This window comes from Paracoccus sp. (in: a-proteobacteria) (assembly GCF_030538755.1).
In the GTDB taxonomy this organism is placed as follows: Bacteria; Pseudomonadota; Alphaproteobacteria; order Rhodobacterales; family Rhodobacteraceae; genus Paracoccus.
The window spans coordinates 1-12,520 of sequence record NZ_JAUNTJ010000003.1 but is presented as its reverse complement, the minus strand read 5'-3'; the positions used below and the strand labels follow the sequence as shown (position 1 = coordinate 12,520).

The following is a 12,520-nucleotide window of genomic DNA, read 5'->3' as shown; positions in this document are numbered from 1 at the left end:
GCTGTCCTTGCGCAAGTCAGGGTTTCTTAGCCGCTGGCGCCGCCCCGCTCAAGCCGATCACGTTATGCGGAGCGGGGGAATTACCGGCGCGGTTGCCGCGTTATACGGCAGATGAAACCGCGCTGCATATGAGGATGCCATGCGTAACACCATCTTTTCCGCCCTGATGCTTGCCGGGCTGAGTGCCGCGCCTGCCGCGCAGGCTCAGGACTTGGGCCAGATCATCACCGGCGTTGCCCAGGGGCTGCTGGCGCAGGAACTGGAACGCAACGCCTGGGACGAGGCGCGCAAGGCGAATACCGCCAATGCCTATCGCGGCTATCTGAACCGCTTTCCCAACGGTGCCCATGCCAGCAACGCGCGGCAGGCGCTGAACCGGCTGAACGGCAATTCCCGCAGCCCGTCCTTCACCGCGCCGGTGATCTCGACCCCGGCCACGCAGGCCAGCAGCGCCGCCCGGACCGAAGCGGGGCTGAACCTCAGCCGATCCGACCGGGTGCGGGTGCAGCGGCAGTTGACGCGGCTTGGCTATGACACGCGCGGGGCTGACGGGCTGTGGGGCAACCGCACCCGCAGCGCAATCCAAAGCTGGCAGCGCGCGCACAAGCATACGGCGACGGGCTATGTCACCGCCGCGCAGGTGCGCCAGATCAACCAGCAGGCGGGTGGTGCATCCACCAACCGCACCCCCGCGGGCAATCGGCAAAGCGATGCGCAGGTGCAGGAACGCCTGCTGTCACTGGGCGCGGCCGAACGGCGGGAACTGCAACTGCGGCTGACCTTGCTGGGCTATGACACGCGCGGCACCGATGGCGTGTTCGGCACCAACACCCGCAACGCGATCCGCCGCTGGCAGGGCGATCACGGGCTGCGCCAGACCGGCTATCTGACCGCCGATCAGGTGCACAGGTTGCGATCCGAAACGCGCGGCTAAGGCGCGCGGCGCGGCGCGGCGCGGCGCGTCAGTCCGGGTGCGCAGGCCGCAGCCCGGACGGCGCGGCATAGGGGCGGGTCACGTCGCGCAGTTCGACGTTGACGCATTCGCAATCCACCGCCAGCGCGCCGTCGCCCGCGAAATCCAGCACCATGCGCCCGGTGCCGTCTTCGCCGGGCTGCCATGTGATCGTCAGCAATTCCAGCACGGTGTCGCCATCGCGCGTGATGCCGTCCGACTGCACCCGCAGCGCATCATGGATCAGCAGAACCGAGCGGACACGTTCATAGGGGCGTTCCTCGCGCGCGGCGGCCTCGGCGTCTTCCCAGCGGAAACGGTTCAGCAACAGCGCAAGCTGGCGCGCGCGGGCATCGACGATGATTTCCGATACCGGCAGGATCGCATCCTGCGTCAGCGCGGAAATGATCGCCAGATCATTGGTATCCTCGGCCCGCAGCGCCAGCGCCAGCGGCGCGCCATCGGCAAAGCTGGCATCATTCGTCATGGCTGACCTCGCGCAGGCGGGTGATCCTGGCACCGACGCCCGACAATTTGCGCACCACCCGCTCGTAACCGCGATCGAGGTGATAGACGCGGCTGACCACGGTTTCGCCTTCTGCCGCCATCCCCGCCAGAATCAGACTGACCGAGGCGCGCAAGTCCGTCGCCATCACCGGCGCGCCGCGCAGCCGGTCTACGCCGGTGACGCGGGCGTGCCCGCCATGAACCTCGATCCGGGCACCCATCCGGGTCAGTTCCGGCGCGTGCATGAAGCGGTTTTCAAAGATCGTTTCCTCAAGCTCGGAAACGCCCTCGGCGGTGCACATCAGCGCCATCATCTGCGCCTGAAGGTCGGTCGGAAAGCCGGGGAAAGGTTCGGTTTTCACATTGACCGCGCGCACCCGGCCATTCTTGCGGCTGACCTTGATACCGCGCGCGGTCTGCTCGACGCTGATGCCCGCCTCGTCCAGCTTTTCGCAGAACGCCGCCAGCAGATCGATGCGCCCGCCAAGGCATTCGACCTCGCCGCCGCAGATGGCGGGGGCCAGCATATAGGTGCCCAGTTCGATCCGGTCGGTGACAACGGGATGGGTTGCCCCGCCCAGTGCATCGACGCCCTGAATGGTGATGGTGCCGGTGCCCTCGCCCTCGATCTGGGCACCCATGGCGCGCAGGCAGACGGCCAGATCAACGATTTCCGGTTCGCGTGCGGCGTTGTTCAGCACGGTGGTGCCCTTGGCCAGCACCGCCGCCATCAGCGCATTTTCCGTCGCCCCGACCGAGACCAGCGGGAAATCGACCACCGCCCCGCGCAGGCCCCCCATGGGGGCCTTGGCGTGAACATAGCCCTCGCGCAGGTCCAGTTCGGCCCCCATCGCCTCGAACGCCTTAAGATGCAGGTCCACCGGGCGCGCGCCGATGGCGCAGCCGCCGGGCAGCGACACCTCGGCATGGCCATAGCGCGCCAGCAGCGGCCCCAGCACCAGAATCGAGGCCCGCATCTTGCGCACGATGTCGTAATCGGCGTGTTGGCTGGTCAGATCGTGGCTGGACAGCGCCAGCACCTGACCGTCTTGCAGGCTGGCGACCTCGGCCCCAAGGCTTTGCAGCAGCGCGGTCATGGTGCGGATGTCGGACAGGCGTGGGGTATTGGTCAGCGTCAATGGCTGGTCTGTCAGCAGCGTGGCGGGCATCAGCGTAAGGCAGGCGTTCTTGGCCCCCGCAATCGGAATTTCGCCGCTGAGCGGGCCATTGCCCTGCACGATGATCTGATCCATCAGTTCTGCCCGTCCTTGTCTGCCTGATCTGCCTGCCCGTTTTCGGGGTCTGCCTCGTCCGCCGCCCGCGCGCGGGCCTGCGCCTTGCGCCGCGCCAGATTCGCCCGCAGCGCCGCCGCAAGGCGCGCCTCGCGGCTGTCGCTGTCCTGATCGCTGCGTCGGTTTTGCTTCATCTGCCCCTGTTAGCGCCGCGCCCCGCAACAGTCCAGCATGGCAGAATGATGAAAATGCCCGATACCCCCTTGCACCCCGCGCCGCCATTGGCTAAACGCCCCTCCACGATGCTGTGGTAGCTCAGTGGTAGAGCACTCCCTTGGTAAGGGAGAGGTCGAGAGTTCAATCCTCTCTCACAGCACCATCCCCCCTATCGCCACACCTCATGCGTTCCACGGCGGATCACATGCACGGCGCCCTGTTCCACCGGCATATCCTCGAACGTGGCCATGTCGCGGCCCATGGCCAGCAGGCGCAGCATTCGCAGGGTGATGCCGTGGGTGACAACGATGGCCGGGCCGTTCAGATCGGCCAGAAAGGTGCGGCAGCGGGCAGCCAGCCCGGCATAGCCCTCGCCGCCGGGCGCGCGATCATACCAGCCAAGGCGGGGCGGGGCGAAAATCGCCGGGTGAGCGGCGCGCAGGTCGCTGTCCAGATGGCCGCTGAAATCGCCGATGTCGATCTCGGCCAGGCGGTCGTCGGTGGCGAAACCGTTGCCGAACACGATCCGCGCCGTTTCCAGCGCCCGCCCCTGCGGGCTGGAGATCCGCAGCCCTTGCACATCGGCCACCAGCCGCACCAGATGGGCGGCCTGCGCCCTGCCCTTGGCGGTCAGCGGCGAATCCAGCCGCCCCTGCATCCGCCCCACGGCGTTCCATTGGGTCTGGCCGTGGCGCATCAGGTAAAGATCGGGCGGCATGGGCTATCCTGAAAATGCAAACAGGGCGCCAGTTTTGGCGCCCTGCTGCGTGATGACAAGTGGTTGCGATCACCAGATGAAATCGTCGCTGTCCATCTGCGAGACGCGGAAGTTCTGGATAATCAGCTTGTGATCGCCGATGTCGATATGCACATGGCTGCCCACCTGGCTGGCGGCATTCTTGACCGCCGACCAGCTGTTCATCGCGTTAAAGCTGCTGAGGTCGATGGTGTCATCGCCGCGGTCGAAATCGGTGATGATGTCGCGGCCGTGGTTAAAGACAAAGCGGTCCGCGCCCTCGCCGCCGGTCATGGTGTCATTGCCACGCCCGCCGTCCAGCACGTCGTTGCCCTCGCCGCCGAACAGACGGTCGGCACCTTCGTTGCCGCGCAGCACGTCATTGCCCTCGCCGCCGTGAACGGTGTCATTGCCGGAACCGGCGGTCACGCGGTCGTTGCCCTCGCCGGCGCGGATCAGGTCGTTGCCCGAACCGCCGAACACGGTGTCATTGCCCTCGCCCGAGCGGATGGTGTCATTGCCGGCGCCGCCGTCGATATAGTCATCGCCGCTGGAATCCGAGATGAAGTCGTTACCGTTGCCGCCGAACAGACGGTCTTCGCCCTCGTCGCCGAAAATACGGTCGTTGCCGTTGCCGCCATAGATCCGATCATCGTCATCGCCACCGTAAATGGTGTCGTTGCCCGCGTCGCCATAGATCACGTCATCATCATCGCCGCCGTAAATCAGATCATGGCCGTTGCCGCCATAGATCCGATCATCATCGTCGCCGCCGTAAATGGTGTCGTTGCCGTTCAGCCCATAGATGGTGTCGTCGCCATCCAGGCCGCGGATCACGTCATTGGCGTTGGTGCCGCGGATCATGTTGTCTCTGCTAGAGCCGGTGATTCTCGCCATGTTTCTGGTCCTTGCCTAAAATTGTTCGCATCGGTCGCGCCGATGCCCGGATAACGCCCGGCTGCGCGCCTTATTCCACCCGGTTGCAATTTTTCTGTGACAGCGCCGGGCAGAGAAGAAACAAAGGCCGCCCCGCTGGACGACCCTTGCGAAAAATGGTGGGTGATAACGGATTTGAACCGCTGACATCTTCGATGTGAACGAAGCGCTCTACCGCTGAGCTAATCACCCGGTGGAGGGGCTTCTAGCGACAGCCGCGACCCGATGCAAGACGAAAGTCGCCGGTCTTTCAGTCGTCGGCGTCGCCAAGGCGGTCTGCGCCATCAAGAGATTTGCGCCGCAGCCGCATGGTGATGATGTCGCTGCCGCGAACGTCGCGCTGATGGCTGACGCGGGCCTTGCCGAACGGTGGGATCGCCAGGGTTTCGCCTGCGGCAATCGCCTCGCCCAACTGTTCCAGAACGGCGTCGATAATCGGGCGCGCGGCAGACCGGCCAGCCCCGGATGCGGCGACCACACGATCCAGAAATTCCTTTTTCTGGACGATGCGGGCGGGCACTGGCTCGCCACGCCCCTTGGCATGGGCCATCGCCCCAAAGTTCCCGCGTTGACCAGCACGACTAGCGACAGCTCTGTTAACCTCAGACATGATCGCCCCCAAATCCGAAAATGAACTATTAATCTATTTTGGACGCGCACTAGACCAGAAGTCAAGGAAAACAGTTCGGATTCTGAACCGAAAATGAAAAAGGCCGGGCTGCGCGCCCGGCCTTTGTATAGCAGTTCAGTTCGGCAACAGGTCAGTGCGTCAAAGCGCCGCTGCTGCCCTCGCCCGAGCGGGTGGCCGCGTGGCGTGCTGCCTCGGCCGCCTCTTCCGCCGCCTCGTCCCAGACAAGCGGTTCAGGCATCCGCACCAGCGCATGTTTCAGCACTTCGCGCACGTTGGACACGGGGATGATCTTCAGCCCCTCTTTGACGTTTGCGGGGATCTCGGCCAGATCCTTTTCGTTATCGGCCGGGATCAGCACCGTCTTGATGCCCCCGCGCAGCGCCGCCAGCAGCTTTTCCTTCAGCCCGCCGATGGCCAGCACATTGCCCCGCAAGGTCACTTCGCCGGTCATGGCCACGTCTTTCCGAACCGGAATTCCAGTCATCACCGACACCACGCTGGTCACCATGGCGATACCGGCAGACGGGCCGTCCTTGGGCGTGGCGCCTTCGGGAACGTGAACGTGGATGTCACGCTTGTCGAATTCCGGCGGGCGGATGCCCAGTTCAGGGCTGATCGACCGCACAAAGGACGACGCGGCGTCGATGGATTCCTTCATCACATCGCCCAGTTTCCCGGTCGTCTTCATCCGGCCCTTGCCCGGCAGTTTCAGCGCCTCGATCTGCAACAGATCGCCGCCGACCTGCGTCCACGCCAGCCCCGTGACCACGCCAACCTGATCGTCCTTTTCCGCCAGACCATAGCGGTGACGGCGGACACCCAGATAGTCTTCGGCCTTTTCGGGCGTGACCTCGACCGATTTCACCGTCCCTTTCAGGATTTCGGTCACGGCCTTGCGCGCCAGCTTGGCGATTTCGCGTTCAAGCGAGCGCACCCCGGCTTCGCGGGTGTAATAGCGGATGACGTGGTTCAGCGCCTCGTCGGTGACGCTGAATTCACCCTTGCGCAGCCCGTTCGCCGTGATCTGCTTGGGCAGCAGGTGACGGCGCGCGATTTCACGCTTTTCATCCTCGGTGTAACCCGACAGCGGAATGATCTCCATCCGGTCCAGCAGCGGGCCGGGCATGTTATAGCTGTTGGCGGTGGTCAGGAACATCACGTTCGACAGATCGTATTCCACCTCAAGATAGTGGTCCACGAAGGTCGCGTTCTGTTCGGGGTCCAGCACCTCCAGCATGGCCGTGGCCGGGTCGCCGCGGAAATCCTGCCCCATCTTGTCGATTTCATCCAGCAGGATCAGCGGGTTGGTGGTTTTCGCCTTTTTCAGCGCCTGAATGATCTTGCCGGGCATACTGCCGATATAGGTGCGGCGGTGGCCACGGATTTCCGATTCATCGCGCACGCCGCCAAGGCTGATGCGGATGAATTCGCGCCCCGTCGCCTTGGCGACCGAGCGGCCAAGCGAGGTTTTCCCCACGCCGGGCGGGCCGACGAGGCACAGGATCGGGCCTTTCAGCTTGGCCGAGCGGTTCTGCACCGCCAGATATTCGACGATCCGCTCCTTGACCTTTTCCAGACCATAGTGATCGGCATCCAGCACCTGTTCCGCGCGGCCCAAGTCCTTGCGGGTGCGCGATTTCACGCCCCACGGCAGCGACAGCAGCCAATCCAGATAGTTGCGGCTGACCGTCGCCTCGGCGGACATCGGCGACATGGATTTCAGCTTTTTCAGTTCTGTATTGGCCTTGTCGCGGGCCTCTTTGCTGAACTTGGTGGCCTCGATCTTTGCCTCAAGCTCGGCAATCTCGTTCTGGCCATCGTCGCCGTCGCCCAATTCCTTCTGAATGGCCTTCATCTGCTCATTCAGATAGTATTCGCGCTGCGTCTTCTCCATCTGGTTCTTGACGCGGGATTTGATCTTTTTCTCGACCTGAAGGACGCTCATTTCGCCCTGCATGTGGCCATAGACCTTTTCCAGACGCGCGGCGACATCCAGCGTTTCCAGCAGATCCTGCTTCTTTTCAATGTCCACGCCCAGATGGCCGCTGACCAGATCGGCCAGACGCGCCGGGTCGCGGGCATCGGAAATCGCGGTGACGACCTCTTCCGGGATGTTCTTGCGCACCTTGATGTAACGCTCAAACTCCTCGGGGACGGCGCGCAGCAGGGCCGACACGATTTCGGCGTCGCCATCGGTTTCGGGCAGCATCACCGCCGCCGCCTCGAAATGGTTTTCGTTTTCGACAAAGCCGGTGATCTGCACACGGTCGCGCCCCTCGACCAGCACCTTGACGGTGCCATCGGGCAGCTTGAGCAGTTGCAGCACATTGGCCAGAACGCCGGTGCGGTAAATGCCGTCTTCGGCGGGTTCATCGACCGAGGCATCCTTTTGCGCGGCCAGCAGGATCGGACGGTCGGCGTCCATCACCGCCTCGAGCGCCCGCACGGATTTTTCGCGCCCGACGAACAGCGGCACGATCATATGCGGAAAGACCACGATGTCGCGCAGCGGCAGCACCGGATAGGTCTGAGTGGAAAAATCGTTCATCTATTCGATCCTTTCATGCCCGAAGCTGCGACCCCAATCACGGCAGCCCGCAGCCTCTGCCTGCGCCCATATCTAAGAACGGGCGCAGCCGCGTTCAATACGTCTGCATGTTCTCTTACCGTTCGCGGGTTAAGCAATGGATAATTGCAGCCCCCCTATTCTTCGGGGAAGAACCGTTCGAATGTCAGGCGGATCGGGCGCATCGACAGCAGCCCCTGCCCGCCCGATCCATGCGTCAGCACGGCCAGATCGTAGTCGCCCGGTTGCAGCACCAGCGGGCCGATCTGCGGGTCCAGCGTGCCATTGGCATCATCGTTTTCCGCGACCATCTGGCGGCCTGCGGCAAACAGTTTCAGCCGCGCATCCGTCCCCGGCCCGGTGCCAAAGCCCGCGATCATCACCGCCATGCGCCGGTCAACCGTAAACCGGAACCAGCGCGCCGTCGTGCCGCCCAGCGTCACCAGTTCCCTGGTTTCGCCCAGGTCCAGCGTTTCCACCTCGACGCTGCCATCGGTGGGCGGGGCAATTTCCGCGCGGTCATAAAGCGCGCGCATCTCGGCCTCCTGGTCATAGGCCTGAGCCTGCACCTCGATCTGGCCGGTCCGCGCGTTGGCGGTTTCATAGGCGGTCACGCCAAGGCAATATTCCCCGGCGGGCAGTCCTGCGGGGAAATCAAGCCGTGCGTTCAGCCCGTCATCCGAATCGTCATTATGCGCCAGTTCCGCCCCCTGCGCATCAAACAGCGTCATCATCGGATCAACCGCCGTGCTGGTCGCGCGCAGCGTCAGCGGTGACGGCTGTTCAACGGAAAAGCGCAGGTAAACCGGCTGAAGCGCGACTTCGACCGGCAGGCTCAGCGCCCCCTGTTCCAGCGCATCGGCGTTCAGCGCCGCAGGCAGGAACGGCTGCGAAGGCGTCGCGGCCACACAGGCCGGGATGGTCTCGGCGACGCTGGTTTCCTCCTCGGGCAGCGCCTCGAACAGAGGCGGGGCGGAATCCGTGGCAATCTGCAAACTGGCCTGCGAGGGCGTCGATCCCGCGACCGCAGTCACATGCACGCAGTAATCGCCCGGTTCCAGATGCCGGTCGATGCGCGACGACAGCGTGCCACCGAAATCATCGTTTACATCCAGCTCATTCGCCTGCGAATCCAGCAGCGTCAAAAGCGGATCGCCGTTTCCATCGGGATCATGCAGTTCCAGCCGCAGATCGGCCCCCTCATCGGCCACGCGGAATGCAAAGCTGTGCGCCTCATCGCCACGCAGCGACACCCCTTCGCGCAGCAGCACCTCCGACCCGGAAACGCGGGACAAGGCTGCCGTGCCGCCGATCCATTCCGAGGCGCAGGCGGGCGGCTGATCCCCTGCCTCGGCCTCTTGCGCCGCGCCCGCCGTCGCCCAGCCTGCAAGGCCGCACCCCAGCGCAAGGGCCAGACCCCGGCGGCTATAAGCATTACGCATGACCGATTCTCCGCTTTACATTTGTTTGTGCGCAAGCTGGCTGATCGCCCCGCACAAGGCAACCGTCATCGCGGCAGCATGATTTCGGCCCGCAGACCGCCCAGCCGGTTGCCGCGCGTCAGACGCAGGCGCCCGCCATGCGCCCGCGCCACATCCGCCGCAATCGACAGGCCCAGACCGGCACCGCCCTGCCCGACATTCTGCCCGCGCGCCGGGTCCAGCCGGGTAAAGGGGCGGATCGCCTCGTCCAGGCGGTGTTCGGGAATGCCGGGGCCGTCATCCTCGACCGCGATCAGCAGGCTGCGCGGGCCAAGAACCGCCTCGACCTCGGCGCGGGTGCCGTGGCGCACGGCATTGCCGATCAGGTTTTCCAAAGCGCGGCGCAGCGTGTCGGGGCGGGCGACGATCTGAACCGACTCGCCGCCTTCGGCACGGGTCAGCGTCACCGCCTGCCCGGCGCGCTGCGCATCCGCCACGATCGCTTGCAGAAACGGCAGCGCGGCGACAGATTCGGGGGCGCGGTCCTGCGCCGCATCCCGCGCGAAATCCAGAAAAGCCGATACCATCTGCGACATCTGCGCGATGTCGCCCTCCATCGCGGTGATGTCTTCGGCATCGGGGGGCATATCGGGCGACAGCATCGACACCGACAACCGCAGCCGCGTCAGCGGAGTGCGCAGATCGTGGCTGATCCCCGACAGCATCATCGTGCGCTGTTCGCTGCTGCGTTCCAGCCTGTTGCGCATATCGACAAAGGCCGTGCCGGCGCTGCGCACCTCGGACGCGCCAGCCGGGCGATAGGGCACGATCCGGCCCTTGCCGTATTCCTCGGCCGCGCGGGCCAGCCGCCGGATCGGGCGCAGCTGATTGCGCAGGAAGATCGTGGCGATCCCCGTCATCAGCAAAGAGGTGAACACCATCAGCACCAGCAACTGATGCGGGTTCGAGGCCGACACCCGCCGCCGGTCAAAGCTGATGCCATAAGGCCCCGCCGGCGCGTCCAGCGTCAGCCTGACATCGCGGTAATTGCCGACCAGATCGACCGCGCGCAGATCGGGCAGTTCGGCGCGCAGTTCCTCGATCACGACGCGGCCCGAGAAATCATAGAACTCGCGCTGATCCTGCGCGGCGGCGGGAACGGGCATGGTCAGCACCAGTTCCAGCGGGCCAACGATGTCGGCCACCGCCGCCCGCGCCGCATCCGCATCGGGGGCCGCCGCGATCCGCGCGGCCACCAGCGCCACTTCGCGCGCGGTGGTGGCGGTCATCTGCCGGGTGACGCCTTCAAAGTGGCGTTGCAGGAACATCAACGTCACCACCAGCGTCACCGTAATCACCGGCAAAAACAGGATCAGCGCCGCCCGGCCATAGATGCCGCGCGGCACAAGCCGTTTCAGCCAGCCATTATCGCCGTTGTTCGCCATGGAAACCCCGTTGCGCCGGCGCTAGGCTAACCTGATGAACGACGATCCGAAAGACCTGCGCGTTTTGCTGGCGCCCAACCCCTCGCCCCTGACCGGGCCGGGGACCAATACCTTCCTGCTGGGCCGCGACCGGGTTGCGGTCATCGACCCCGGCCCCGACCTGCCGGGCCACAGGCAAGCGATTCTGGATGCCGTAGCCGCGCGCGGCGGGCAGATCAGCCATATCTTTGTGACCCATGCGCATCTGGATCATTCCGGCGGTGCGATGGCCTTGGCCCGCGCGACCGGCGCGCCGCTGCTGGCCTTTGGCCCGGCGCAGGCCGGCCGCTCGCCCGCGATGGAGCGGCTGTCGGGCCTTGGTCGGCTTGGCGGCGGCGAGGGGCTGGATGCGGGTTTCACCCCCGACGTGAAACTGGCCGACGGCGCGCAGGTGGATGGCGGCGAATGGAGCCTGACTGCCCATCACACCCCCGGCCATTTCGGCAATCACCTGTGCTTTCAATGGGGCGATTCGATTTTCTGCGGCGATCTGGTGCTGGGCTGGGCCACCACGCTGATTTCCCCGCCCGACGGCGATCTGGCCGATTTCATGCGCAGCCTTGCCCGGCTTGAGCAGTTGGCCCCTGCCCGCCTGCTGCCCGCCCACGGCGACCCGATCAGCACCCCCACCGCCCGCATCGCCGAGCTGGCCGCCCACCGCCGCGCACGTTCAGCGCAGATCATCGCCGCCCTGCGCGACGGCCCCTCGGACGCCGCCACACTGGCCGCCCGCCTCTACGACGTGCCCGCCCCCCTGATGCCCGCCGCCGCCCGCAACGTGCTGGCCCATCTGATCGTCCTGGCCGATCTGGGCGCCATCACCCCAAAGGGCGAGATCCACGCCGACACGAATTTTGCAGTTCTGTAAAATTTTCCGCAAAACCCACTGGACGCCCCCGAAACCCATTGCTATATGCCCACCCGTGTTCCGGCGTAGCTCAGCGGTAGAGCAGTTGACTGTTAATCAATTGGTCGTAGGTTCGATCCCTACCGCCGGAGCCAAAAATCCCCTTTAAGATTAGGCGATTATGAGCAAGCTCTCGCAAGGGACTTTTTCGTTCAGGCTTAAATCGCCACCGAGCCATCACCGTGACGGAAATGGGCTGCATCGTGCTGCGCGCTCGTCAGCGACCTTGAGACCACATGCGGTCGGCCTGTGAGAGCGCCTGAACGTGTTTCACGGCTTTTCGCCCCTTCAGCGCGTCCATGTCGTAGCCAAAATGGGCGAAGAAGGTGCTTTGCTCATCGGTCAGCAGCTTGGCGACTCGCCTGGCCGGATAGAAGGTCACACCTTCATTGGCCCGGCTCGTCTGCACTCCCGGTCGGGCTGCCCGCTCGGCCATCAATGGCAGCAAGCACCGGGCAACCTTGTCGCCATAGTGCGGGGAAGCCCGCTCGATTGACTGAAAGAACGCGCTCACCAGAACATCCGCCAACTGCAACCCGGCAACCTGCGAGGCCGTGGCACGGTCGATCTCGTTCCAGTGCAGCACGTTGGCCTTGATTTCGCGGGTGTTGAGAAAGGTTGTTCCGGCCACGGCCTGATTCATCAGTTGGGCAAGGTATGCCTTGAACTGCCCGAAATGGTGGCCCTTCCGGCTTGCCATGACGATGCGCAAGACCGGATCGCGGATGCCGTGCCGGGGCGCGGCATTGACCACATAATGCGTGACGCGCTCAAGCAGCAGGCGACCAACGAAGTTGAACAGAACATCCCTCGGATTGCCCGAGGCCGATGCCGCCCGCTCGTTGTGATGGCCGATCATGGTCTTCTTGTAGGAACAAACGTAACGGCCCGATTGGGACCGCCTTTTGATCCTGGTCTCAGATCTTAAGCTA

Annotated in this window: 12 protein-coding genes and 3 tRNA genes; 4 read left to right on the top strand and 11 right to left on the bottom strand. The window is 64.6% G+C overall.

Going from position 1 to position 12,520, the window contains the following annotated elements; genetic code table 11:
• Positions 1-139: 139 nt before the first annotated feature.
• Complete coding sequence (locus Q4G14_RS02290) at positions 140-934, top strand: peptidoglycan-binding protein (RefSeq protein ID WP_303360104.1); 795 nt, start codon at positions 140-142, stop codon at positions 932-934.
• Between the two features lie 28 nt (positions 935-962).
• Here the strand turns inward: Q4G14_RS02290 and Q4G14_RS02285 are convergent, their stop codons facing one another.
• The 3 genes from Q4G14_RS02285 to Q4G14_RS02275 are packed head-to-tail and all read right to left on the bottom strand — an operon-like array spanning position 963 to position 2,885.
• Positions 963-1,439: a DUF2948 family protein gene (locus Q4G14_RS02285; RefSeq protein WP_303360103.1), complete on the bottom strand. Its 477-nt coding sequence runs from the start codon at positions 1,437-1,439 to the stop codon at positions 963-965.
• Positions 1,429-2,712: a UDP-N-acetylglucosamine 1-carboxyvinyltransferase gene (gene murA, locus Q4G14_RS02280; protein WP_303360102.1), complete on the bottom strand. Its 1,284-nt coding sequence runs from the start codon at positions 2,710-2,712 to the stop codon at positions 1,429-1,431. Before murA ends, Q4G14_RS02285 begins: the two co-directional genes overlap by 11 nt.
• Entirely contained in the window at positions 2,712-2,885 is a 174-nt protein-coding gene (locus Q4G14_RS02275) for a hypothetical protein (RefSeq protein ID WP_303360101.1), read from the bottom strand. The genes murA and Q4G14_RS02275 overlap by 1 nt, the downstream gene beginning before the upstream one ends.
• A gap of 110 nt (positions 2,886-2,995) precedes the next feature.
• Here Q4G14_RS02275 and Q4G14_RS02270 point away from each other — a divergent pair.
• Positions 2,996-3,070: transfer RNA gene (locus Q4G14_RS02270), tRNA-Thr, on the top strand.
• Positions 3,071-3,076: 6 nt separating this feature from the next.
• On the opposite strand, the gene Q4G14_RS02265 is transcribed toward Q4G14_RS02270, so the two are convergent.
• From Q4G14_RS02265 to Q4G14_RS02235, 7 genes are all read right to left on the bottom strand, one after another.
• Positions 3,077-3,625: a histidine phosphatase family protein gene (locus Q4G14_RS02265; RefSeq protein WP_303360100.1), complete on the bottom strand. Its 549-nt coding sequence runs from the start codon at positions 3,623-3,625 to the stop codon at positions 3,077-3,079.
• Positions 3,626-3,694: 69 nt separating this feature from the next.
• Positions 3,695-4,540 (bottom strand): calcium-binding protein, encoded by an 846-nt coding sequence (locus tag Q4G14_RS02260; protein WP_303360099.1) that lies wholly within the window; start codon positions 4,538-4,540, stop codon positions 3,695-3,697.
• Positions 4,541-4,696: 156 nt separating this feature from the next.
• Positions 4,697-4,771, bottom strand: a tRNA-Val gene (locus tag Q4G14_RS02255).
• 58 nt (positions 4,772-4,829) lie between these two features.
• Positions 4,830-5,129, bottom strand: a complete 300-nt coding sequence (locus Q4G14_RS02250) for an HU family DNA-binding protein (protein WP_303360098.1) — start codon at positions 5,127-5,129, stop codon at positions 4,830-4,832.
• A 211-nt stretch (positions 5,130-5,340) separates the two neighbouring features.
• Positions 5,341-7,758: an endopeptidase La gene (gene lon, locus Q4G14_RS02245; protein WP_303360097.1), complete on the bottom strand. Its 2,418-nt coding sequence runs from the start codon at positions 7,756-7,758 to the stop codon at positions 5,341-5,343.
• A 155-nt stretch (positions 7,759-7,913) separates the two neighbouring features.
• On the bottom strand, positions 7,914-9,218 hold the full coding sequence (locus tag Q4G14_RS02240) for a DVUA0089 family protein (protein WP_303360096.1): 1,305 nt from the start codon (positions 9,216-9,218) through the stop codon (positions 7,914-7,916).
• A 65-nt stretch (positions 9,219-9,283) separates the two neighbouring features.
• The gene (locus Q4G14_RS02235; protein ID WP_303360095.1) at positions 9,284-10,642 is read right to left on the bottom strand and encodes an ATP-binding protein; all 1,359 of its coding nucleotides are present in this window, start codon (positions 10,640-10,642) and stop codon (positions 9,284-9,286) included.
• Positions 10,643-10,676: 34 nt separating this feature from the next.
• Between Q4G14_RS02235 and Q4G14_RS02230 the strand changes: the two genes are divergently transcribed.
• Together Q4G14_RS02230 and Q4G14_RS02225 are read left to right on the top strand one after the other, a co-directional pair.
• Positions 10,677-11,549: an MBL fold metallo-hydrolase gene (locus tag Q4G14_RS02230; protein ID WP_303360094.1), complete on the top strand. Its 873-nt coding sequence runs from the start codon at positions 10,677-10,679 to the stop codon at positions 11,547-11,549.
• A gap of 59 nt (positions 11,550-11,608) precedes the next feature.
• Positions 11,609-11,683 (top strand) — tRNA-Asn (locus Q4G14_RS02225).
• 122 nt (positions 11,684-11,805) lie between these two features.
• Here Q4G14_RS02225 and Q4G14_RS02220 read toward each other — a convergent pair.
• Positions 11,806-12,447, bottom strand: a complete 642-nt coding sequence (locus Q4G14_RS02220; protein ID WP_303360093.1) for a hypothetical protein — start codon at positions 12,445-12,447, stop codon at positions 11,806-11,808.
• Positions 12,448-12,520: the final 73 nt, after the last annotated feature.